23 protein-coding genes are annotated in these 22,475 nt (G+C 69.2%); 5 read left to right on the top strand and 18 right to left on the bottom strand.

Annotation, left to right across the window (positions count from 1 at the left end):
- Positions 1–170: 170 nt before the first annotated feature.
- The 8 genes from AC07PF_RS25060 to AC07PF_RS25025 form a co-directional block, all read right to left on the bottom strand.
- The gene (locus AC07PF_RS25060; protein ID WP_494613662.1) at positions 171–2,231 is read right to left on the bottom strand and encodes a family 2A encapsulin nanocompartment cargo protein cysteine desulfurase; all 2,061 of its coding nucleotides are present in this window, start codon (positions 2,229–2,231) and stop codon (positions 171–173) included.
- Positions 2,232–2,240: 9 nt separating this feature from the next.
- Positions 2,241–3,173, bottom strand: a complete 933-nt coding sequence (locus tag AC07PF_RS25055; RefSeq protein ID WP_007857268.1) for a family 2A encapsulin nanocompartment shell protein — start codon at positions 3,171–3,173, stop codon at positions 2,241–2,243.
- Positions 3,174–3,246: 73 nt separating this feature from the next.
- A complete protein-coding gene (locus AC07PF_RS25050; protein ID WP_007857267.1) occupies positions 3,247–3,519 on the bottom strand; it encodes a helix-turn-helix domain-containing protein in 273 nt (90 codons plus the stop codon).
- On the bottom strand, positions 3,516–4,451 hold the full coding sequence (gene epsC, locus AC07PF_RS25045) for a serine O-acetyltransferase EpsC (protein ID WP_145699057.1): 936 nt from the start codon (positions 4,449–4,451) through the stop codon (positions 3,516–3,518). Before epsC ends, AC07PF_RS25050 begins: the two co-directional genes overlap by 4 nt.
- A 59-nt stretch (positions 4,452–4,510) precedes the next feature.
- Entirely contained in the window at positions 4,511–5,002 is a 492-nt protein-coding gene (locus AC07PF_RS25040) for a rhodanese-like domain-containing protein (RefSeq protein WP_145699058.1), read from the bottom strand.
- A gap of 141 nt (positions 5,003–5,143) precedes the next feature.
- Entirely contained in the window at positions 5,144–6,355 is a 1,212-nt protein-coding gene (gene solA / locus AC07PF_RS25035) for an N-methyl-L-tryptophan oxidase (protein ID WP_494613661.1), read from the bottom strand.
- A gap of 121 nt (positions 6,356–6,476) precedes the next feature.
- Positions 6,477–7,628 carry a hypothetical protein gene (locus AC07PF_RS25030; RefSeq protein WP_494613660.1) on the bottom strand — a complete coding sequence of 384 codons (1,152 nt, stop codon included), beginning with the start codon at positions 7,626–7,628 and terminating at the stop codon, positions 6,477–6,479.
- A 163-nt stretch (positions 7,629–7,791) separates the two neighbouring features.
- Positions 7,792–8,745 carry an ADP-ribosylglycohydrolase family protein gene (locus AC07PF_RS25025; RefSeq protein ID WP_494607243.1) on the bottom strand — a complete coding sequence of 318 codons (954 nt, stop codon included), beginning with the start codon at positions 8,743–8,745 and terminating at the stop codon, positions 7,792–7,794.
- Between the two features lie 82 nt (positions 8,746–8,827).
- On the opposite strand from AC07PF_RS25025, the gene AC07PF_RS25020 reads away from it, so the two are divergent.
- Entirely contained in the window at positions 8,828–9,523 is a 696-nt protein-coding gene (locus AC07PF_RS25020; RefSeq protein WP_007857260.1) for an NUDIX hydrolase, read from the top strand.
- Between the two features lies 1 nt (position 9,524).
- On the opposite strand, the gene AC07PF_RS25015 is transcribed toward AC07PF_RS25020, so the two are convergent.
- The 9 genes from AC07PF_RS25015 to AC07PF_RS24975 all read right to left on the bottom strand — a co-directional run bounded on the left by AC07PF_RS25015 (position 9,525) and on the right by AC07PF_RS24975 (position 18,409).
- Positions 9,525–10,280: an ABC transporter permease gene (locus AC07PF_RS25015; protein WP_494613659.1), complete on the bottom strand. Its 756-nt coding sequence runs from the start codon at positions 10,278–10,280 to the stop codon at positions 9,525–9,527.
- A 5-nt stretch (positions 10,281–10,285) separates the two neighbouring features.
- Positions 10,286–11,536, bottom strand: coding sequence for an ABC transporter substrate-binding protein (locus AC07PF_RS25010; RefSeq protein ID WP_494613658.1), 1,251 nt, complete (start codon positions 11,534–11,536; stop codon positions 10,286–10,288).
- A 33-nt stretch (positions 11,537–11,569) separates the two neighbouring features.
- Positions 11,570–12,394, bottom strand: coding sequence for an ABC transporter ATP-binding protein (locus tag AC07PF_RS25005; protein ID WP_494613657.1), 825 nt, complete (start codon positions 12,392–12,394; stop codon positions 11,570–11,572).
- The gene (locus tag AC07PF_RS25000; RefSeq protein ID WP_494613656.1) at positions 12,391–13,506 is read right to left on the bottom strand and encodes an acyl-CoA dehydrogenase family protein; all 1,116 of its coding nucleotides are present in this window, start codon (positions 13,504–13,506) and stop codon (positions 12,391–12,393) included. Before AC07PF_RS25000 ends, AC07PF_RS25005 begins: the two co-directional genes overlap by 4 nt.
- The gene (locus AC07PF_RS24995; protein WP_494613655.1) at positions 13,496–14,092 is read right to left on the bottom strand and encodes a carboxymuconolactone decarboxylase family protein; all 597 of its coding nucleotides are present in this window, start codon (positions 14,090–14,092) and stop codon (positions 13,496–13,498) included. The genes AC07PF_RS25000 and AC07PF_RS24995 overlap by 11 nt, the downstream gene beginning before the upstream one ends.
- 110 nt (positions 14,093–14,202) lie before the next feature.
- Complete coding sequence (locus tag AC07PF_RS24990) at positions 14,203–15,237, bottom strand: AraC family transcriptional regulator (protein ID WP_494613654.1); 1,035 nt, start codon at positions 15,235–15,237, stop codon at positions 14,203–14,205.
- 121 nt (positions 15,238–15,358) lie between these two features.
- A complete protein-coding gene (locus AC07PF_RS24985) occupies positions 15,359–16,300 on the bottom strand; it encodes a CysB family HTH-type transcriptional regulator (protein WP_007857252.1) in 942 nt (313 codons plus the stop codon).
- 106 nt (positions 16,301–16,406) lie between these two features.
- Positions 16,407–17,204 carry a MetQ/NlpA family ABC transporter substrate-binding protein gene (locus tag AC07PF_RS24980; protein WP_007857251.1) on the bottom strand — a complete coding sequence of 266 codons (798 nt, stop codon included), beginning with the start codon at positions 17,202–17,204 and terminating at the stop codon, positions 16,407–16,409.
- 113 nt (positions 17,205–17,317) lie between these two features.
- The gene (locus AC07PF_RS24975) at positions 17,318–18,409 is read right to left on the bottom strand and encodes a DUF6817 domain-containing protein (protein WP_494613755.1); all 1,092 of its coding nucleotides are present in this window, start codon (positions 18,407–18,409) and stop codon (positions 17,318–17,320) included.
- Positions 18,410–18,513: 104 nt separating this feature from the next.
- Between AC07PF_RS24975 and AC07PF_RS24970 the strand changes: the two genes are divergently transcribed.
- Together AC07PF_RS24970 and AC07PF_RS24965 are read left to right on the top strand one after the other, a co-directional pair.
- Entirely contained in the window at positions 18,514–19,110 is a 597-nt protein-coding gene (locus tag AC07PF_RS24970; RefSeq protein WP_007857249.1) for a helix-turn-helix domain-containing protein, read from the top strand.
- Positions 19,107–19,652 carry a GNAT family N-acetyltransferase gene (locus tag AC07PF_RS24965; protein ID WP_007857248.1) on the top strand — a complete coding sequence of 182 codons (546 nt, stop codon included), beginning with the start codon at positions 19,107–19,109 and terminating at the stop codon, positions 19,650–19,652. Before AC07PF_RS24970 ends, AC07PF_RS24965 begins: the two co-directional genes overlap by 4 nt.
- Here the strand turns inward: AC07PF_RS24965 and AC07PF_RS24960 are convergent.
- Positions 19,639–20,553, bottom strand: coding sequence for a LysR family transcriptional regulator (locus tag AC07PF_RS24960; protein WP_145699069.1), 915 nt, complete (start codon positions 20,551–20,553; stop codon positions 19,639–19,641). The genes AC07PF_RS24965 and AC07PF_RS24960 overlap by 14 nt on opposite strands.
- A gap of 70 nt (positions 20,554–20,623) precedes the next feature.
- Between AC07PF_RS24960 and AC07PF_RS24955 the strand changes: the two genes are divergently transcribed.
- Positions 20,624–21,481, top strand: a complete 858-nt coding sequence (locus AC07PF_RS24955; protein WP_494607264.1) for an EamA family transporter — start codon at positions 20,624–20,626, stop codon at positions 21,479–21,481.
- A 29-nt stretch (positions 21,482–21,510) separates the two neighbouring features.
- Positions 21,511–22,320: a GNAT family N-acetyltransferase gene (locus AC07PF_RS24950; protein ID WP_494613653.1), complete on the top strand. Its 810-nt coding sequence runs from the start codon at positions 21,511–21,513 to the stop codon at positions 22,318–22,320.
- The last annotated feature ends 155 nt before the right edge of the window (positions 22,321–22,475 follow it).

The following is a 22,475-nucleotide window of genomic DNA, read 5'->3' as shown; positions in this document are numbered from 1 at the left end:
AGGGGACGACACGGAGAAAGGCGCTGCAGGACTGGTCTCCAGACCCTGCTGCGCGAAGCACTCACCATGATAGCCACAGACCGTGACGCCATGGCCTGCTCACCCAGCGCAATTGCTATATTTTGTATAGCGGATTGCGCCGGGAAGTTCGCCAGGGCTGGCGGCCGCCGTCAGCCCGCCCGGCGCTGCCCTGCCAAGCGCTGCACAACGGCCACCAGGCGGTCGATCTCGTCGAAGGTGTTGTAGAACGCCAGCGAAGGCCGCACCGTGGTCTCCACGCCGAAGCGGCGCAGGATGGGCTGGGCGCAGTGGTGGCCCGTGCGCACGGCGATGCCCTCCTCGTTCAGCGCCTTGCCCACCTCTTCCGTGGTGTAGCCGGCGAGCACGAAGGACATCACGCTGGCCTTGTCGTCGGCCGTGCCGATGAGCCGCACGCCGCGGATGGCACCCAGGTGGCGCATGCCGTAGACCAGCAGCTCGTGCTCGTAGCGTGCGATGTTCTCGATGCCCACACGGTTCACGTAGTCGATGGCAGCGCCCAAGCCCACGGCGTCGGCGATGTTGCCGGTGCCGGCCTCGAACTTGTTCGGGATGGGCTGGAACACGGTCTTCTCGAAGGTCACGTCGGCAATCATGTTGCCGCCGCCCTGCCAGGGCGGCATGTCTTCGAGCACCGCGCGCCTGCCCCAGACCACGCCGATGCCGGTGGGCCCGAAGACCTTGTGGCCCGAGAACACGAAGAAGTCGGCGCCGAGGTCCTGCACGTCCACCCGCATGTGCGAGACCGACTGCGCACCGTCGACCAGGGTCGTGGCGCCGGCCCGCTTGGCCAGGGCCACGATCTCCTTGACCGGCACCACCGTGCCCAGGGCGTTGGAGACCTGGGTGACGGCGACGATCTTGGTGCGGTCGTTCAGGAGCTTCTGGTACTCATCGAGCAGCACCTGGCCCGAGTCGTCCACCGGGATCACGCGCAGGCGCGCGCCCTTGGCGGCGGCCAGTTGTTGCCAGGGCACGATGTTGGCATGGTGCTCGAGGTTGCTGACGATGATCTCGTCGCCCTCGCCCACATGCTGCGCGCCCCAGCTCTTGGCCACCAGGTTGATGGCCTCGGTGGTGCCGCGCACGAAGATCACCTCGTTCACATCGGGCGCGTTGATGAAGCGCTGCACGCGCTGGCGTGCGCCCTCATAGGCGTCCGTGGCGCGTGCTGCCAGCTCGTGTGCTGCGCGGTGGATGTTGGAGTTCTCGTGCGCGTAGAAGTAGCTGATGCGGTCGATGACCGACTGCGGCTTGTGCGTGGTGGCCGCGTTGTCGAACCAGACGAGCTGGCGGCCGTTCACACGCTCCTGCAGCACCGGGAAGTCGCGGCGCACCGCATGCACGTCGAACGCCGGGTGGGCGCTGCGGTCGGCCTGGGGGACGCTGCCGGCAGCCGGGGCACGGCCGGGCGTGGTGTAGCCGCCGGGCAGCACCACCGCGTCGGCAAAGTAAAAGCGCGGTTCGGTCGATGGCACCGTGCTGGGCACGCCGGTGCCGGCCGTGGGCGAGCCCACGCGCGGCACCTCGGGTGCGGCAAAAGGCAGCCGCGCCAGGGCATCGAGCCCGCCAGGTGCGGCGCCATGTCCGTCGGGCGGGGTCACCTGGGGCAGGCGGTCGGCCGCCAGGGGGTGGCCGTGGCGCTCACCGAGAAAGTAGTACGGCGAAGCGCCCTGCGCCACCGCAGGAGCGGCCTGGGCGGGCGCTGCCTCTGGCACACCCAGCACGCCGCTGCCAAAGCGCGGCTCGTAGGCCGGCAAGGTGCTGACCACCGAGTCGGGCACGCCATTGCCGGCCACCGCATGCGGCAGCAGCGCCGGCGCACGGTGCGCCAGCGAGGCCAGCGGCGTGGGCGATGCCGGCACCAGGTTGGCACCCGGCACCAGCCCTTGCGGAATGGGCGTACCGGGCACGCCGGGGCCAAAGCCCGCCGGGCTCACCAGCGGCGAGCCGGCGGGTGCGATGTTGACGGGCGCCTGCACGCCAGGCGGCCAGGGCGTGCCCTGCCCCGCCCCGGGCAGCGAGCCCGGTGGCGTGGACGGCAGGCCTGCAGCCGGCCCGGCAAAGCGCGGCTCTTCGCCGGGCCGGGCCGCGAACAGCGCCGTCGCCAGCCCGGCCAGCAGCGCCGGATCGATCGGCGGCTGCAGCGTGGCGGGCACGCTGGCAGGAAGGGAGGATGGAATGGTCACCACGCGGCCGCTTTACTTGTAGGTGTCGGGGTAGTCGTGGTACTTGTTGATCTCCACGTCGTCCAGCACGGCCAGCGCATCGGGCGTGAGCACGGCCAGCGAGCAGTACAGCGATATCAGGTACGACGCGATGGCATGGTTGTTGATGCCCATGAAGCGCACCGACAGGCCGGGGCTCTGCTCACCGGGCAGGCCGGGCTGGAACAGGCCGACCACGCCCTGGCGCTTGTCGCCCACGCGCAGCAGCAGGATCTTGCTCTTGCCGTCGGCCACGGGCACCTTGTCCGAAGGGATCAGCGGAATGCCGCGCCAGGTGATGAACTGCGAGCCGAACAGGCTCACCGTGGGTGGCGGCGTGCCGCGGCGCGTGGCTTCGCGGCCGAAGGCGGCGATCGCCAGCGGGTGGGCCAGGAAGAAGGCGGGCTCCTTCCAGACCTTGGTGAGCAGCTCATCGAGGTCGTCCGGCGTGGGAGCGCCCGTCAGCGGGAACACGCGCTGCTCATCCGTCACCTGGGCCAGCAGGCCGTAGTCGGGGTTGTTGATGAGTTCGCTCTCCTGGTTTTCCTTGATCGTCTCGATCGTCAGGCGCAGCTGTTCCTTGATCTGGTCGTGCGGGCTGCTGTACAGGTCGGAGATGCGGGTGTGCACGTCGAGCACGGTGCTCACGGCGTTCAGGAAGAACTCGCGCGGGTTCTCTTCGTAGTCCACGAAGGTGCGCGGCAGCTGGTTCTCTTCCTCGCGGGCGGTGCAGGTGACCTTGATCAGCTCGGGGTTCTTGACCTGGTTGAGGCGGTAGATGCCCGCTTCGACCGGCACCCATTGCAGCAGGTGCGTGAGCCAGCGCGGCGAGATGGTCGAGAGCTGTGCGGTGGTCTTGGTCGCGTTGGCAAGTTGCCGTGCTGCGTTGTCGCCCAGGGCGGTCGTGCCGCCCACTGTTGCCGTCATGTGAGGCTCCGTATCAGAAAAGGTGGGATGAGAGAAAAACTCCCAGCCAGTTTCCGCCGGTGGCCTCAGCGCTTCAACATGCTATAGCCGCCAATCGCGTGCCTTTGAGCGCATTCGCATCGCTCAATGCGTCGCAGTGCCCGAGCAGCGTGGCGCTGCGCACGCCGAAGGCCTGGGAGAGCTTGTCGATGGTGACCAGCGAGGCAATGGCGCGGCCGCGCTCGATCTCGCCCACATAGGAGCGGTTGAGGTCGGCATGCTCGGCCAGTTGCTCCTGCGACCAGCCGCGCGCCTCGCGCAGGCGCCGCACGGCGGTGCCGAAACTGCGTACCAGCACCTCGCTCATGCCACGCCCACCCCGGGTTTTTCGCCTTCGTGGTGGCCGTTGTGGCGCGACAGCGCCTGCGTCACATTGCCGCCTGCGGGCACGTCGTGCGTGATCCAGACATTGCCGCCGATGGTGGCGCCCTTGCCCAGCGTGACCCGGCCGAGCACCGTGGCACCGGCGTAGATCACCACATCGTCTTCCACCACCGGGTGGCGTGGCAGGCCCTTTTGCAGGTGCCCTTCCTCGTCGGTGGGAAAGCGCTTGGCGCCCAGCGTGACGGCCTGGTAGACACGCACGCGCTCGCCGATCACCGCTGTCTCGCCGATCACGACGCCCGTGCCATGGTCGATGAAGAAGCCCGCGCCGATCTGCGCGCCGGGGTGGATGTCGATGCCGGTCTGCGCATGCGCCTGCTCGGCCACGATGCGCGCCAGCAGCGGCAGCTCCAGCTGGTACAGGCGGTGCGCCAGGCGGTGGTGGATCATGGCCAGGATGCCGGGGTAGCACAGCAGCACCTCGTCCACGCTGCGCGCGGCCGGATCGCCGTGGTAGGCGGCCAGCACGTCGCTGTCGAGCAGGCTGCGGATGTCGGGCAGCGAGGTGGCGAAGCTGCGGGCCGCCTGCACGGCGCGCTTTTCGATGTTCTGCTCTTCCACCGGCTGGTGGCGCAGCACGTAGCGCAGCTCCAGCCGGATCTGTGCCAGCAGCGAATGCAAGGCGGCGTCCAGCGTGTGGCCGACGTAGAAGTCCTCGCTCTCCTGGCGCAGGTCGGGTGGGCCCAGGCGCATGGGAAACAGCACGCCCTTGAGCTTGTCGACAATGTCGGCCAGCGCGTCACGCGACGGGAACTCGCGCCCGCCTGGCTCCTGGGAGCGCTTTTGCAGGCTGCGCCAGTCGCGGCGCACGGCGTGCAGCGACTGCACGATGGGTTCGATGTTGAAGACGGCCATGGGAAGAAGAGAGAGCAGTGGTTCAGTCGTGAGGGGGTTGGCCGCGGGCAGTCGGTTCTTCAGTCCTGGACCCAGGGCAGGCCGTGGAAGCGCCAGCCATCGGAGCCGCCGCGCTGCTGGCGCTGGTCGATCTCGCCCTCGAAGCCTTCGAGCACGTTGAAGACGTGGGTGAAGCCGGCCTTGGCCGCCGCCTCGGCCGCCAGGGCCGAGCGCTTGCCGCTGCGGCACAGCAGCAGCGCCGTGGCCTCCTTGCCGCCGTGGCTGGCCAGGCGGGCCTCCAGCTCGCGCACGAAGCGCGGGTTGCGCTGCAGCGCGGTGCCCGTGGCCCAAGGCACGTGCAGGCTGTCCGGCACCTGGCCGACGAACTTCAGCTCTTCGGCCGAGCGCACGTCCACCAGCACAGCGTCGCCAGCCAGGACGAGTTTCCACGCCACGGTGGGCGAAACGCCGCCCGCATAGGGCAGGCCGGACGCCAGTGCGACCGAGCGGGCAGATTCCAATTCCTGTGCGAGCACAGCGTCCTGGGTATCCTGGATGGCGGATGAAGACATGGCAGGGGTCCTTGAAACGAGGGTGGTCGCAGCCCTCATGGGCGGGGCTGCTGTGAACATGGGTCCACTCTAAAACCCTTCCCATAAAACCCAAAAGAATAAAAATTGGTTTCTATAAAACCAAAACATCCTTGGAGTTGATCAGGCAAGTCCTGCAGCCGCCAGGCCGCGCAATGCGTGCCCAAAGGGCCGCAGGTCCAGGCGCTCCGGCAGATCGAGCACCTGCTGCGCCAGGGCCTCCCCCACGGCGGCCGAGTGCTTGAAGCCATGGCCCGAACAGGCCGAGGCCACGTGCACGCCCGGCCAGCCGGGCAGGCGGTCGATGACGAAGCCGTGGTCCGGGGTCACTGTGTACAGGCAGGCCCGCGCGTCCGTGCAGCGGGCGCCTGGGGCCTGAAAGCGCGGCAGCACATGGCGCTGGAGCATGGAATCCCGCTCGGCGTCGGCCACGACCCTGTCCACCGTATCGGGCGTGGTGGTCTCAAGGTACTGTGCGGTGGCCACCTTGAAGGCCGGCGCCTCTGCATCCGCGCTGGGAAAGCCGTAGATCGAATCGTCCGGCCCATCGCGGAAGGTCCAGATGAAGACCGGGAAGGCGCCGGGCCCGAAGGCGGGCGTGGCGGCCCCCACGTCGAACCAGAACATCACCTGGCGGTACACCGCCAGTTGGGGCGCCCAGGCATGCCGCAGCTCCTGGCCCAGCAGGCCCGGGAGCCACGGGCCGGCCGCCAGCACCACCTGCCCGGCGCTGTAGTTGCCTTGGGTGGTTTCCACGCGCACATGTCCGCCTTCACGCGCGAGGCCGGTCACGCGCACCCCTGTCTGCACCGTGGCGCCATGCACCTGGGCCTGCTGCAGCTGGGCGCTGATGGCGGCCTCGGGCCGCACGAAGCCGGCGTCGCGCTCCCAGTAGGCGAACTCGTTGTCGTTGAGCTGGAACTGCGGGTAGCGCCGGCGCAGGTCGGCATGGTCCAGCACCTCGTGGTCTATGCCATGGCGGCGCGCGATCTCGATGGTGTTGTGCACGAAGTCGAGGCGGCGCCCCTGGTGCAGCGGCGCGCCATCGCGCGGCCCGAGCACCAGGCCGTGGGTGCGCGTGTAGATGGACTGGCCGGTGGCGGCCTCCAGCTCGTGCCAGATCTCGTGCGAGCGGCGCACCAGGGGCACGTATTCGTCGCCCTCCCCCACGGCCAGCCGCGTGATGCGGGTCTGGCCATGCGAGGAACCCAGGCTGTGCGGCGGCTGGAACTGGTCCAGCCCGAGCACGCTGGCCCCACGCCGTGCCAGCTGGTACAGCGTGGCGGAGCCTACGGCCCCGAGGCCGATGACGATGGTGTCGAAATGATAGGGCATGCAGGCTCAGGCGAAGAGGCAAAGCGCCAGCTTAACGGCCAGGCCGCTCTCTTCCAACGCCGCATTTCGCATGAGCTCATGCCGAAACAAACCCGCCCCGCCCTTCAGCGGCGAACACCCCTCACTGCGGCCAGACCTTGCCCTTGCTCACGAAGCTGCCGGTGCCGGTCTTGTAGCCGAAGTGGACCTGCACGTTGAACGCGCGCAGCTCGGCCTCGGTGAAGTCCAGCGAGGGCGTGAACTTGAGGCTGGCGGCGTTGGCCACCTGGCTGGCGAAGGCGATGCCCTCCAGGTCCGCCGGCACCTGGCTGGCCCAGCTGCCGTTGGCCAGGCGGAAGAACCAGGTATCCGCCTGGAACGACTGGCCGTTGGCCGGAATGAGTGCCGCAACCCAGGTGCTGATCTTCGGGCTGGCAGCCACGTCGGATGTCGCCTGCGCCAGGGTGATATCGAGCCGCAGCGGCTGGCCGGCAGCGGACACCACCGAGGTGGACACCGTGGCCGGGACCGGCAGGGTCGTCGCATTGTCTGGCGGGGTGACCGTGCCGGTACCGCCGCCCGCGCTCGGTGCGTCCACCGGGTCGGGGTAGGCGCTGGTGGTCCAGACGATCTTGGCATACCCGGCCGCATACTGGGCCATGTCCAGGTCGATGGCGCCCTGCACGTCGTACAGCGGGCTGCCGCTGAGCTGGCGCACGTAGAGCCAGTTGCCTTCCTTGGTGCTGCCCCGCTTGGCGTCGAGCTGGCCGCCCACGAAGCGCAGGGTGCCGCCCCCGTCGTGCACCACGAGTTGTTCACTGCGCTCGTTGACCAGGCGCGAGAACGCGCTGTCGATGCGCTCACCGGTCTGCGCGGCCTGGTACTCCGCGCCACTCAGGGCCGCCTCGCGCACCGGTGCCGAGCCATAGCGCAGCGCAAAGGCCGATTGCGTGCGCTGGGGCGCATAGCCCGAGAACATGAACGAGCGCGTGCCCGCGGGGATGAAGATCTTGAATTCCTTGTTCTGCAGCTGGTAGCCGGTGAACTCAGGCAGAGCCAGGGAGCCGCCGCCCGGGAAGGCGCAACCGCCCGTGGCGTAGCCAATGGCGCAGCCCGTGACACCTGCCGGCGCGTACTGCTGCTTGAAGCCGATCCGGGTATCGAACTTGTAGTTGTAGGAGCCGGCTGCCGGAGGCAGGGCTATCTTGAGCGCCGACTGGTGGAGCGAGACGAAGTTGGCAGCCTGGGCGAACGGGGTCACCGCAGCCAGCAATGAAACAGCGAGATACCGCATGGGACACATCCAAAAAAATAGACAGGAAACAAGGACAAAAAATAAAAAAACACGCCGCAAAAACAGCCTCTTGCAGGCCGCCGGGGGCATGCGTTGGCCCCCATCTCAAGCGTACCCGGGCGCCGCGCGGGCGATGGACGGAAAAGCAGGCGGGCGTGGCCGCTTATCCCGGCACGGCGCGCGTGCGGGCCCGGTGCAGCAGGGCCGCCGCCATCTCGCCGATCTCCTGGCCCATGAACAGCATGGCGCGCCAGTGCGCGGGAATGCCCTCGATGCCGTAGAAAGCCCCCGCCACCTGCCCGGTGATGGCGGCCGTGGTGTCGGCGTCGTCGCCCAGGTTGGCGGCGGCCAGCACGGCATCGGCAAACGAGCCGGTGGTGGCAAAGCACCACAGGGCCGCCTCCAGCGAGGCCACGCAGTAGCCGCTGCCCCGGATCGCCTCGCGCGGCTTGCCAAGGTAGGCGCCTGCCGCAATGGTCTGCACAGTCGGGCAGGCCAGGCCCGCCTGCGCCACGGACAGCACCTCCCGGCGGCCGGCCGGGCCCCGCGACGGATCTCCCTGGAGCGCATGGGCAATCACCTGCGCCAGCACGCTGCAGCACTCCACGGCCTCGGCCGCGCCGTGCGTGGTCTGCGAGCTGAGCCGCGCCTGGCGCACAACCGCCTGCATGTCGGGAAAGTAGCGCAGCACGACGGGCGCCAGCCGCATCAGCGAGCCGTTGCCGGCGGTCTGGGGATCGGTGGAGCCGGCCATCGGCTCGCCGTTGGCCATGAAGCGCGACAGCGCATCGCGCACGGTGATGCCGATGTCGAAGCAGGTGCCGGTCGGGCTGGGATCGCCCCGGCGCCACCAGTGCACATAGCGGTTCATCTGGTCTTCGGCATCGAAGCCGCCGCGGTGCAGCAGGCTCTGCCCCAGGCAGATGGCCATGGAGGTATCGTCCGTCCACTGGCCCGGCGCCAGGCCAAACGGCCCCCCGCCCACCATGTCGGCGATGGGTTCGAAGCTTCCACGCGGGCGGAACTCCAGTGTGGTGCCCACGGCATCGCCGCAGGCCAGGCCGACGAAACAGCCGCGGTAGCGGCCTTCCAGGTCCTTGTTGAAATGGGCTGCCATGGGTCCTCCGACTTAGTTTAATTGATAAACTTATGATAGTTTCATTAAAATACTAAGTCAAGCCACCGCCACGGAGAACGCCATGCCCAAGACCCCTGCAGAAACCTTGTTCCCGCCCGTCATCTGCACCGTGGACGTGGTGCTCATGGCGCTCCAGGACGATGCCCTGCACGTCGTGCTGCTCGAACGCAAGAACCCGCCTTTTGCCGGCGCACTGGCCCTGCCGGGCGGCTATATCCACGCGCAGGAGGACAACACAGCCTGGCATGCGGCGGCGCGCGTGCTGCGCGACAAGACCGGCATCGTGAGCCCCTACCTCGAACAACTGGCCACCTACTCCGGCGCCGACCGGGATCCGCGCGGCTGGTCGGTCTCCGTCGTCTACTACGCGCTGGTGCCGGCAGAGCTGCTGCCCGCCGACCGCGAGGGGCTCACCCTGGCGCCGGTGGCCGCACTGCCAGCCCTGCCCTTCGACCACCGGGAGATCGTCACGCTGGCGGTGGAGCGCGTGCGCGCCAAGAGCCAGTACTCGTCGCTGCCGGTCTACCTGTGCGGCGAGCGCATCACCTTGCCGCGCCTGCAGGCGGTGTACGAGGCGGTGCTGGGCGAACCCATCAACAAGGTGAGCTTTCGGCGCAAGATCGACGAGCTGGACATGCTCGAACCCATCGCGGGCGCGCAGGAGACCGGTGGAGCGCACCGACCGGCGCAGCTCTACCGCCTGCGCGATGCCTACCGGCGCGCGCTGTCGGTGGTGCAGCGCGGCATCAACTCCTGAATCAGGCGTGCAGCCACCGCGCATGCAGCCAGCGCGCGCAGTGGTCCAGCAGGTAGCCAAGGGCGCCGATCAGCACGATGACGGCCATGAGCTCCGAGTACGCCAGGCGGTCGCGCGTGTCCAGGATGAAATAGCCCAGGCCGGCGGAGACGCCGAGCATTTCGGCAGGCACGAGCACGATCCACAGGATGCCGATGGCAGTGCGCACGCCGGTCAGGATGTGCGCGGTGATGCCGGGCAGGATGACGCGCAGCACCGTTTCGCGCCGGGTGGCGCAGACGCTGCGGGCCAGCAGCAGCCAGTGCGGGTCGAGCTGGGCCACGCCTGCCGAGGTGTTCAGCAAGATCGGCCACACGGCGGCGAAGGCGAGCAGGAAGTACACCGGCGCATCGCCCACACCCAGTACCATGACGGCGATGGGCATCCACGACAGCGGCGAGATCATGCGCAGGAACTGGAACACCGGCGTGGTGGCCTGCGCGAACAGCCGCCACACCCCGGTGAGGATGCCCAGGGGCACGCCCACCGCCACGGCCAGCAGCAGGCCCACGGCCACGCGCTTCAGGCTCAGCCATGCGTGGTGCCAGATGTCGGGGCCGGTCACCAGGTGCCACAGCGCCTCCAGCGAGGGCAGCGGCGCGAAGGCGGCGGCGATGGGGGTGCGCCGGGTCAGCAGCAGGCTGCCCACCCACCACAGCACCGCGACCAGCGCGATGCCGACCAGGGGCAGCACGAACCTGCGCAGGCGGGCCTCCACGGCGCTCAGGCGATGAGGGTTTCGCGCCGCGTGTAGTCGGCCGGCACGCCGAACACGCCGGGCCCACCCACGCTGTCGATGGCCTTGCGCACGAAGCGCGTGTCCACCAGGTCCTGCGCGACGAACTTCGGGTCGAGCCTGTCGAGGAAGCTGGTGTTGCCCTCGACCTTGGTGGCCTTGATGGAGCGCACGAGCTGCTCGGTGTACGAGGCGTAGGGGTACGGCTGGAAGTCGATGCGCCGCTGGTGCCAGCCCTTGTTGCGCACGATGCCCTTGGCCTCGTAGTCGGCATAGTCGGTGGCGGCCAGCACCTTGGCCAGCGTGCGCGCCGGGTGCGGCGTGTAGCGGCGCTCGCCTGTGCTGGACAGCAGCGACGCGGTCTCCAGCCGGTTGTCGCGCGTCCACAGCTGCCCTTGCACAATGGCGTTGGTGACGCGCTGCGACCACTCGGGCCGCTCGGCCAGGTCGCGCTCGGCCAGGAAGGTGACGCAGCAGGCGTGGTCCTTCCACACATCACCGGAGAAGCGCAGGATCTTGCCCACGCCGGCCAGCTCGGCGGCGGCGTTGAAAGGCTCGGCCACGATGAAGCCGGCAATGGCCTTGGAGGCCAGGGCCGAGACCATTTCCGCCGGGGCCAGCACAACCAGGTTCACCTCCTTGGGGCCTATGGCGGCTTCGCGCGCACGCGTCACGGCCGTGAGCCCTTCCTTGCGCAGCACGTCTTGCAGCAGGATGTTGTGCACCGAGTACCAGAACGGCACCGCCACCGTCTTGCCGCCCAGCTCGGCGATGCTGTTCACCTCCGGCAGCACCGTGAGCGCGGAGCCGTTGATGTGGTTCCAGGCCACGATCTTGGCCGGGAACTTGGAGCCGTAGCGCACCCACAGCGTGGCGGGCGTGAGCAGGTGGATGACGTTGACCTGGCCCGAGACGAAGGCCTCGACGATCTGCGCCCACGAGCGAAAGAGCCGGGGCGCCTCGGCCTTGAGGCCCTGCTTCTCGAACAGGCCCCGGCCGTGGGCCACCAGCAGCGGCGTGGCATCGGTGATGGGCAGGTAGCCGATCTTCACAGGCTGGTCGTCGCCCTTGAAGGCCTGGGCGCGCGCATCGTTGGCGAACAGCAGCGGCGCGGCGATGCCGCTGGTAGCCAGGGCGCCCAGGCGCAGCATGTCGCGGCGCGTCAGGCCGCAGTCGCAGTGGCTCGATGCACAGATGTGCGGGGCTGCGGGCGGTCGCGCGGTGGTGCTCTCGGTCATAGTGATCGGCTCTTTCAAGGGTGGTTCGTTCGTTCAGGGTGAGGGGGTGGGGTCGGCCTGCCGGGCAGCGTGCAGCGCGCCCAGGATCTGCAGCCGCAGGGCGCCGGCCTCGGGCGAATCGGCCCTGCGTGGGCGGGCGATGTCCACCCGCCACTCGCGCACGATGCGGCCGGGCCGCGCGCCCATGAGCACGATGCGGTCGCCCACCAGCAGTGCTTCGTCGATGTCGTGCGTGACCAGCAGCGCGGCGGTCTGCCAGCGGTGCACCAGGTCCACCAGCAGCTGCTGCATTTCGGCCCGGGTGATCGCGTCCAGCGCGGAAAAAGGTTCGTCGGCCAGCAGCAGCACCGGCTCGCGCACCAGGGCCCGGGCCAGCGCCACGCGCTGCGCCATGCCGCCCGACAGCTGCGCCGGGAACAGCCGACCCTGGCCCTGCAGCCCCACGGCGGCCAGCGCCTCGTCCACCCGCTGGCGCAGGGCGCTGCGGGTGATGGCGCTCTGGTGCGCGAAGTCGAGGCCAAAGCCCACGTTGCGCTCGGCGTTGAGCCAGGGCAGCAGGGCCGGCTGCTGGAAGACCAGCGCCGCACGTGGGTGGGGGCGCAGATGCGGCGCGCCCATGAAGTGCAGCTCGCCGGTGGTGTGGGCCGCGTCCGCAGGCGCCTCCAGCCGGGCCAGCACGCGCAGCAGGGTCGACTTGCCGCAGCCGCTGCCGCCCAGCAGGCAGACGATTTCGCGCTGCCCCACGGACAGCGACACGTCGGAAAAGACCGCTTCGCCCGGGGCCTGCGCGTAGCGAAAGCCCAGGCCCTGGGCCTGCACCACGGGCGTGTCCACGGCGGTGGCAGTGGTCCCGGTCACGCCGCAGTGGCCGCAAAGGCCTGGGGCAGCGTTGCAGGAGTGGCTGCGGCATCGGCCTGTTGCTGCTGCTGCGCCCGCCGCGCCAGCTCGCCGCGCAGCTGCGTGACGCTGGGCGTGACGATGGGGATGAAGGCCGCCTCGCGCCAGTGGCGCGCGAAGCTCAGCGCCAGGTCGCGGTGGTAGGCCCGCCCGCCGCTGGCCTGCAGCTCGAGCTGCACCGCCTGCTGCACGGTATCGGCCAGGTCCAGCCGCAGCTGGAACAGCAGCGCCGGGTGATCCAGAAAGCGCCCGCTGGCCAGGCCCTCGCGCAGCGCGGCCACGCTGGCATCGAGTCGCGCGCGCAGGGTTTGCAGCGGCTCGTCGAGCACGCTGCGCCCGGCACGGCCACCGCCGGCCGCCTGGGCTGCCGTGGCCAGCGCCGCGCGCGCCAGGCCGATGGACAGCCCGCATTGCAGCCCCAGGAAGGCCGGGCGCACGCGCGGCAGGAAGACGTTGGCATTGTCGTGCAGCAGGTCGTCGGGCGAGACCTTCACCGCCGTGATGGCCAGCGACGCCGTGTTGCTGCCGCGCAGGGCGATCAGGTCCAGGTCGGCGCTGCGCACCAGACCAGCCCGGCCCGAGGGCAGCGCCGTGACCAGCGGCGGCCCATCGCTGCGGGCCACCACCGCCGCAGCCACGAAGCCCTCGGGCCGCAGGTTGGTGCACCAGGGCACGCTGCCGTCGAGCAGCCAGCCACCGGCCGTGGCCGTCGCCTGGATGCCCAGCGACTCGATGCCGCCCAGGTATTTCATGGCGTTGGACAGGCCGGTGGCACCTGCGTGCTCACCCGCGATGAGCGCCGGCAGCCAGCGCTTGCGCAGTGCTGCATTGGGCGATTGCAGCAGGTACTCGATGAACGCGCGGTGGCCCCAGAAGGCGAAGGCCGCCGTCAGCGAGTGGCCAGCCACCTTGGCAATCGACTCGACGGCGTCCCACAGCGGCCCGCCCTGGCCATCGGACCCAAACGCCCCGGCCCTGGCCAGGCGCGGCACGACTTCGGCTGCCAGGGTGCTGTCCTGGTCCAGGGCCTGCGCGTTGTCGGCAAACCAGGCGCTGTGTGCCTCATGCAGCATGGGGTGCCGCCTGTGTGCTGGGGGCCTGCAGGTTGCCGGGCAGGTAGGGCTGCAGCTGGGGGTTGACGGGGCTTTGCGCCAGGCTATTGGCAAAGTTGCACAGGGTGGCCAGGCTGACACCCAGCACCACTTCCAGCGCCTGCTGCTGCGTGAAGCCGCCTGCGCCCAGAAAGGCGGCGAGCGCGGCGTCGGGCACCGCGCCGCGCTTGGCGATCACGGCTTCGGCGAAAACACGCACGGCATCGAGGCGGGCGTCGCCGGTGGCCTGGCCGGCCTGCAGGGCCTGCACCTGCTCCACCGCAAGCCCCGCCTGCTTGAGCGCCACGGCCGTGTGCCCGGCCACGCAGAAGTCGCAGCCGTGGATGCGCGCCGCGGTGATCTGCACCACCTCGCGCTCGGCCAGCGTGAGCGTGCCGCGCGCATTGATCCTGGCGACGCTGAGGTAGGTCTCCAGCGCCTCGGGCGAGTTGGCCAGGATGCCGATGAGGTTGGGCAGGAAGCCATTGTTGGCAAGGGCCCGCGCCACGAAGGGGCGGCTGCCCTCGGGGGCGGAGGCTTCGGTGTGCAATGTGAGGCGGGTGGGCATGGCAGCGGGGTGTTTGCAGGGGTTGCGTGAAGGGGAGCGGAACGCGATGGGAGTCGAGGCTGGATTCTTGCCGTGCGGCGCCGCGCACTCAATGACCGAAGGTCGCGGCTTTATGCCTGTTCGTGCACGGCGTCGGCTGTGGTGGCGGCGGCTGCGCCCCGCGGGTCGCGCGAACGCGCGCGCTGCCAGGCTCCCGGCTGCTCGCCGATCACCCGCTTGAAGGCGCGCGAGAACGCGGCATACGACTCGTAGCCCACCGCCTCGGCGGCGCGGCCGATGGACTCGCCCTGCTCGAGCTGGCGCGCGGCCACCTGCATCCGGAGCAGCAGCAGGAATTGCAGCGGCGAGCGCCCGCAGGCCTCGCCGAACTGGCGAAAGAACGCGGCCCGCGAGAGGTGCACGCGGCGCGCCATGTCGTCCACCGACCAGGGGTGCGCTGGGGCCTGCAGCATGTCGGCCACCAGCGCGGCAAAGCCCGGGCGGCGCAGCAGCAGCCACAGGCCGCGCGCGCCGGGGTCGCTCTGCGCCACGTGCCGAAAGGCGTAGAAGAACAGCAGGCCGGTGAGCCGGTCCATCACGGCCGAGGGCTCGGCGCCGGTGCGGCGCGCCTCCAGCAGCATCAGGTCGAACAGCGAAGCGGCGGCGGCCATGGAGGCGTCCGAGCCGCGCAGCACCAGCGACTCGGGCACCACATCGGCCACCAGCGTGCGCAGCGGCCCCTCGAAGGAGAAGAAGCCACAGGCCAGCGCCGTGGCCCCGAGGGTCGGGCCCGCAGCCAGCGCCTGCATGGCCACCGGCCGGCAGTCGATGCCGGGGTCGGAATACGGCGACAGGAAATGCGGCACGTCACGCATCAGGAACACGCCGTCGCGCGGCATCAACGCCACCGATGCGCGCCCCGGCATGTGCAGCCAGCAGCGCCCCTCCAGGATCAGGTGGAAGCTGGCCTGCGCATGCCCTGCGGTGGACGCCTTCCAGCGCCCGCAGTACTGCCCCACATGGAACAGCTGGGCGCCCCAGTCCAGGCCGTCGAGCAGCCAGCCCACCACCCGGTCCAGCTGCAGGGTGTCGGCATCGCCCGTGCCCCCGCCCTGCGGGGCGTGCACGCCGATGGATGCTTGCTGTTGTCGTCGAACCGTGGCCATGGGACGAGTCTGGCGCCCGGCGGCCCGTGCGGCAACGAACGAATCATTCTGAACTTATGAGAAAGCTGGCCTTGGCCCGCACCCGCTGCATGCGCAACTTCATGTGGGCGGCAGCACCGCCCTACTCCAGCGGCGTGCCCGTGGCGCGCACCGCCTTCTCCACGGCCTCGCGCTGCAGCGTGGGCGCAAAGGTCTCGATGAAGCTGTAGGCATAGCCGCGCAGCCAGGTGCCCTTGCGCACGGCCAGGCGGGTGACGTTGACCTCGAACAGGTGGCGCGCGTCGAGCATGCGCAGCTGGCGGTCGCGCTCGGGGTCGACCGCGATGGAGGCCACGATGCCCACGCCCATGCCCAACTCCACATAGGTCTTGATCACGTCGGCATCCATGGCCGAGAGCACCACGTCCGGGCGCAGGCCTTCGCGCGCAAAGGCCTCGTCGATGTGGGCCCGGCCGGTGTATCCAAGCTCGTAGGTGATGATGGGGTACTCGGTGAGCTGCTGCAGCGTCACGGGCTCGGTCAATTCCAGCAGCGGGTGGTCGGGTGGCACGACGATGCTGTGCGTCCAGCGGTAGCACGGCAGGGTGACCAGCGCGTCGTAGTGCGCCAGCGCCTCGGTGGCCACGCCGATGTCGGCCTCGCCGCTGAGCAGCATCTCGGCCACCTGCTTGGGCGAGCCCTGGTGCAGGTGCAGCGAGACCTGCGGGAACATGGCGCGGAAGTCGCGCACCACCTGCGGCAGCGCATAGCGCGCCTGCGAGTGGGTGGCCGCGATCGACAGGCGCCCTTCATGGCTGGCGCTGTAGTCCTGCCCCGCGCGGCGCAGGTTGTCGGCGTCGTGCAGCAGGCGCTCCACGATGGGCAGCACGGCCTCGCCCGGCGGGGTGAGGCCCGTGAGGCGCTTGCCCGCACGCACGAAGATCTCGATGCCCAATTCTTCCTCGAGCTCGCGGATCTGGCGGCTCACGCCCGGCTGCGAGGTGTAGAGGATGGAGGCGACTTCGGTCAGGTTGAAGCCGCTGCGCACGGTCTCGCGCACGGAACGCAGTTGCTGGAAGTTCATGGAGTGTCTCTGTAGTTCGTATCGGCAGGCGGATGCAACGGGCGACCCCGGCGATGGAGTCGCCAATGAAAAAAGGCGGCACAGGCCGCCCCTTTACTCACCAGGATCAGAAGCCTGGCAGCACCGATCCCTTGAACTCGGTCTGGATGAACTTGCGCACTTCCTCCGAGTGGTAGGCCTTCACCAGCTTGGCCACCCAAGGCTTGTCCTTGTCGGCTTCGCGCACGGCGATCAGGTTGACGTAGGGGCTCTTGGCGTTCTCTTGCGCAATCGCATCCTTGCCTGGGTTCAGGCCGGCGGAGAGCGCGAAGTTGGTGTTGATGGCCGAGGCGTCCAGGTCGTCGAGCGAACGGGGCAGTTGGGCGGCATCGAGTTCCACGAACTTGATCTTCTTGGGGTTGCTCACCACGTCCAGCGGCGTGGCCTTGAGGTCGGAGCCTTCACGCAGCTTGATCAGACCCTTGTCCTGCAGCACCAGCAGCACGCGGCCGCCGTTGGTCGGGTCGTTGGGTATGCCGAACTTGGCGCCTTCCTTGAGGTCCTCGAGCTTCTTGACCTTCTTGGAGTACAGGCCGATCGGGAAGTTGACGGTGTAGCCCACGGGCACGATCTTGTAGCCACGGTCCTTGACTTGGTTGTCCAGGTAGGGCTTGTGCTGGTAGCTGTTGGCATCGAGGTCGCCCGAGGCCAGGGCGGCGTTGGGCTGCACATAGTCGCTGAACTCGACGACCTGGATCTTCAGGCCGTCCTTCTCGGCGACCTTCTTGACCACTTCGAAGATCTGCGCGTGGGGGCCGCCCGTCACGCCGATCTTCAGGGGCTTGTCCTGCGCCATGGCGCCCGTGGCAAAACCAGTGGCGAGGGCCAGGGCAAGAGCGGACTGCAGGAGGGAGCGCTTATTCACGGAAAACACCTTTCGTTATGAGATGTTTCCACTATAGGGTTTGCCCTTTAAAACTCAAAAGAATAACTTTTAATTACCTTAGGTTCAATTGATATAAAGAAGTCAAGCAAGTGTCAACCACGCAAGGCCACGTTGTTGAGCTTGTCCAGCCGCTCGGGCCAGGTGCCCTCGGTGGCCGACTGCAGCAGGATGCGTGTCCACGCCACCCAGGCATCCCACTGCACGCGCTTGTCCCAGGAGTTGCCCCAGGCGCTGAACTGCTGCAGCGCGCTGGAGGCCGCGGCGGCGGCCTCCGCATCGCGGCCGGCAGACAGGTACAGCTGGGCCAGCACCATCTGCGGCTCGCCCACCCAGGGGTTGTGGCGCACGGCGCTCTCCAGCACGGCGGTGGCCACGTCAAGGTCGGCCAGGGGCTGGTCCTGCTGGATCACTGACCAGTACAGCGAGGTGGCCGCCGCTTCGTCGGTGGCCGACAGCTCGGCCGTGCAGCCGTTGAACACGGGCGGCATGGGCAGCAAGCCCTTGAGGCCCGGGTGCTGCAGCGCCAGGCCCAGCGCATTGATCTGGCTGACCATGCGGCCACTGGGGCGCATGGGGCCCGGCCACAGCGAGGCCGCCCAGTGCACGGCCTGCGGCCGCTGCTGCACCGTGGGAAAGCGCGAGTAGATGTCGTCCTGCCAGCTGAACCACTGCTCGATGGTGTCGGCCATGCTCACGATGATGAAGGCCGCCACCTCGTAGGGCGTGAGCGTGTGGGGCTTGCCGTCCTTCTCCAGCACCAGGCTGCCGTCGGCTTCGAATGCGCCGGCCAGCACGCGTTGCACGAACTGCGTGCGCGACTGGGTGCAGAACAGGTAGACCAGGTGCTCGGCCGAATCGCCAGCTATCTCGCGCACGCGGGCGCGTTCCTTGGCGGGGTCGAACTTCACCAGGTCCACGAAGGCATTGCCGTACACGCTGTGCAAGAGGCCCAGGAGGCGCACGTCGCGCGGCTGCTGCCACATGGCCAGCGAGCGTGCCACACCCACCAGGTGGTGGCGGAAGGTGCCGGCCTTGTGCCAGTCCTGCCCCACATTGCGCGCCAGCACGGTGGGCAGCACGGGGGCCAGGTCGGCGTCGCGGGCCAGCCATTCCTCGTCGAGCAGGGGCAAGGCGCGGGCCAGCAGGTCGGCATCGAGCGGTTGCAGTGGCAGCGGCGGCGTCATCACGGTGTCTCCTTATAGGTATGTCTTGTACCCAAGTATCGCCGCGAAGGCATGTTTGCACATCAATCCAGCATACTGGAATAAAAATCCATTAAACTGGAATCATGGACATCCACACCCGCATTGCCACGCGTTTGCGCGAACTGCGCGACGTGCGCGGCTACTCCCTCGAAGCGCTGGCCGAGCGCAGCGGCGTGAGCCGCTCCAACATCTCGTTGATCGAGCGCGGCCAGAGCAGCCCCACGGCAGCCGTGCTCGACAAACTGGCCATCGGCCTGGGCGTGGCGCTGGCCTCGTTCTTCGATGATGGCATCCCGGGCGCGGAACCGCCTTCCCCCGTGATCCGCGCCGGCGACCAGCCGGTATGGCAGGACCCGGCCTCGGGCTATGTGCGCCGCCGGCTGTCGCCCCCGGCGCCATCGCCGCTGCAGTTGGTGGAGGTGGTCTTCCCCGCGGGCCAGCGCGTGGCGCTGGACTCGGCCGTGCACGACGCCGACATCTACCAGCAGGTCTGGCTCGTCGAAGGCGCCATGGACCTCACCGTGGGCGAGACCACCTGGCACCTCAAGGCCGGCGACTGCCTGGCCATGCGCCTGAACCAGCCCATCGTGTTCCACAACCCCACGGGGCAGGACGCGCGCTACCTGGTGGCGCTGGCCACCCTGCCCTCCACCCCCATCCCCACCCGGAGAAACCCATGAATGCCGCCGCCAACACAACCCCTATCATCACCGTGCGCCGCCTGGGCGCCAACGAAGCCGCAGCCAGCGTCCAGGCCCTGGCCGAGGTGCTGATCGACTGCGTGCACGGTGGCGCGTCGGTGAGCTTCATGGCGCCCCTGCCGCAGAACAAGGCCCTGGCCTTCTGGCGCGGCGTGGCCGAGGGTGTGGCGCAGGGCGAGCGCGTGCTGCTGGTGGCCGAGGATGCGGCAGAGGGCATCGTGGGCACCGTGCAGCTCATCACCGCCATGCCCGACAACCAGCCCCACCGGGCCGACGTGGCCAAGATGCTGGTGCACCGCAAGGCGCGCCGCCGGGGCGTGGCCCAGCGCCTGATGGCCGCGCTCGACGATGCCGCGCGCAGCGAGGGCAAGAGCGTGCTGGTGCTGGACACGGTGACCGGCGGCGATGCCGAGCGCCTGTACGAGCGCGCTGGCTGGCAGCGCGTGGGCGCGGTGCCGCGCTACGCACTGATGCCCGACGGTGCCTTCTGCGGCACCACCTTTTTCTTCAAGCAGCTTTGACGCCACGCGCCGCCAGGCCCTGCAGCGCATCCAGCACTGCGCGCGTGGCTGCGCCGTGCGCCTGGTCGGTGCGGTAGGCCAGGCCCAGTTCGCGCAGTAGCGGCGGGTGCAGCGGGCGCACCTGCAGGCCGGCGTTGTCGGGATCGCCACTCCGTACGTCGGGCTGCTCCAGCGGCAGCAGGGCCGCGCCCTGCCCTGCGGCCACCAGGCTGCGCAACGCCAGCGGGTGATTGAGCTCCATGCGCGGGCGCCCGTGCAGCCCGGCCTGGGCGAACCAGGCCGCGATCAAGCGGTGCATCTGCGTGGCCGGGCCGAACGACATCCAGGGGTGCTCGGCCAGCCATTCGCCCGTGATGCGCCGGGGCGCCTTCCAGCCCGGCGGCAGCAGCGCCACCATGGGGTCGCTGCGCCAGTGCAGCACCTGTACCTGGCCGGTGGCGGCCTGCGGCAGGGCGACGATGGCCAGGTCCAGCGTGCCCGCCGCCAGGCGCGCCATGGCCTCGGCAGAGCCGAGCACATCGAGCCGCACGTCCACCCCCGGGCTCTGGAGGGCCAGCGTGTCCACCAGGCGCGGCAACAGGTGCGGGCTGACGCCCGCCGTGGTGCCCAGCCGCACCAGGCCTTCGAGGCCCTGGGCGCGGCGGCGCACCTGCTCCAGCACTTCGTCGGCCCCGGCCAGGAGGCGACGGCCGCCAGCCACCAGGGCCTCGCCCGCAGGCGTCAGGCCGGCCTGCCGGCGCCCGCGCACCACCAACTGCGCCCCCAGGCGCGACTCCAGTTCGCTGATGTGCAGGCTCACCGTGGGCGGCGCCAGGTGCAGCGCCTGCGCCGCGGCCGCCAGGGTGCCCAGGTCGGCAATGGCCACCAGGGTCTGCACCTGGTCGAGGTTGAGGTTACGCATCAGAAATCCTGAATCGAGCAGTCATTGAATTCAACTTTACAGATGTCTGGGCGCGCAACACCATCTCCGGATGCTTACCAACGACGTTTTTTTCATCGTGCTGCTGTCCGCCGCCCTCAATGCCGGCTGGAACAGCGCCATCAAGATCGGCGGCGACCGCATCACCGCCATGGCCATCACCACGCTGTTCGGCAGCGCGCTGTCGCTGCTGGTCCTGCCTTGGGTGGACTTGCCCGGCGCCGCGGCCTGGGCGCTGCTGGGCTTGTCGATTGCCATCCACACTGCCTACCACTTCGCGCTGCCGCTGGCCTACAACCACGGCGACCTGGGGCAGGTGTACCCCATCGCGCGCGGCTCTGCGCCGGTGATGGTGATGCTCGGCGGCGCCCTGTTCGCGGGGGAATGGCCCGGGCCTGGCGCCCTGGTGGGCGTGCTGTGCCTGTGCGCCGGGGTGCTGTCGCTGGCGCTGCTCAAGACACCCAAGGGCGGTGGCACCAGCAGCAGTCGAAAAGCGGTGGGTTACGCCTTGCTCACCGGCGCGCTGATCGCGGCCTACACGGTGGTGGATGCGCTCGGCGCCCGGCAGTCCGGCACGGCCATCGGTTTCGCGGTGCTGATCACGCTGGGCGACGGCATTGCCACAGCGCTCATCGTGCTGGGGTGGAAGGGGCGGCGCGCCTTCGTGGTGGACCGCCGTGCCCTGTGGCTGTGCGCTGCCGCGGGCACCATGCAGATGGGCGCCTACTGGACCGCCGTGTGGGCCCTGGCCCGCGCGCCCATGGGCCAGGTATCGGCCCTGCGCGAGACCAGCGTGCTGCTGGTCGCGCTGGTCTCGGCCTGGCTGCTCAAGGAGCGCGTGGGGCCGGGCCGCATCGCGGCAGCGGTGCTGGTGTTCGCAGGCATCGCGGGCATCCGGCTGGGCGCGTGACACAAGGCCGTCGGTTGCGGTTGGTATAAATGGCCATGTCCTTCGCAATGCCCCTGGCCACCCCTGCTCCCGGCGATCTCGCCAGCCCCGAGAACCCTATCCTCGTCCGCGGCCTCGAAGAGCGCGCCTTCAACGCCTGGCCCGCCCGCCAGAGCGTGCTGCACAGCGGCTGGGTGTTCCGTCTGTCGGGCGGCTTCACCAAGCGCGCCAATTCGGTGAATGCCGTCGAGGCCGGCGCGTCGTTCACCGGTGTGCGCGCTGCGGCCGAGGCGCTGTATACACGCCACGGCCTGCCGCCCGTGTTCCGCATGTCCCCCCTGGCGCACCCCGACGCCGACCGGGAACTCGCCGACGCCGGCTACACGCATTTCGACCCTTCGCTGGTGATGGCATCCGCCGGGCTGGACGCGGCTCAGGCCCATGCCGGCGTGCAGATCGACGCCACGCCTTCGGCCACCTGGCTCGATGGCTTTGCCGCGGCCAATGGGGTGCGTGCGCAATACCATGCCATCCACCACGGCATGGTGCATGCCATCGCCCTGCCCTGTGCATTTGCGAGCCTGCGCGACGGCTCGGGCCGGACCATCGGCTTCGGCCTGGCGGTGCTGGAGCGCGGGGCCATCGGGCTTTATGACATCGTGGTCGACCCGGAGTTGCGCGGGCTGGGGCATGGACGCGCGTTGGTGTGTGCGCTGCTGCAGTGGGGGCGTGAAGCGGGTGCTGTGTCCGCCTATCTGCAGGTGCGGGCGGTCAATGAGGTGGCTCAGCGGTTGTATGCGGGGTTGGGGTTTGTGGAGGTGTATCAGTACCACTATCGGATTCCGCCGTTGAAGGTTTGATGGGGTGGTGATGGTTGCTCCGTGCCCTTTCATAGGGCGGGGGCCGGGATGTGCGCCCGGCGGCGCACCTTCTTTCTTTTGCGTCGCCAAGAGGGTGTAGAAAAAACAAAATACAATCCTGCAGCATTGATTCAACAGGAGCAATGCGATGGCAA

The sequence above is a fragment of the Acidovorax sp. GW821-FHT10A04 genome, assembly GCF_059415825.1.
Note: the sequence above shows the minus strand (reverse complement) of the source record. Positions and strands in the feature narration are given on the sequence as shown.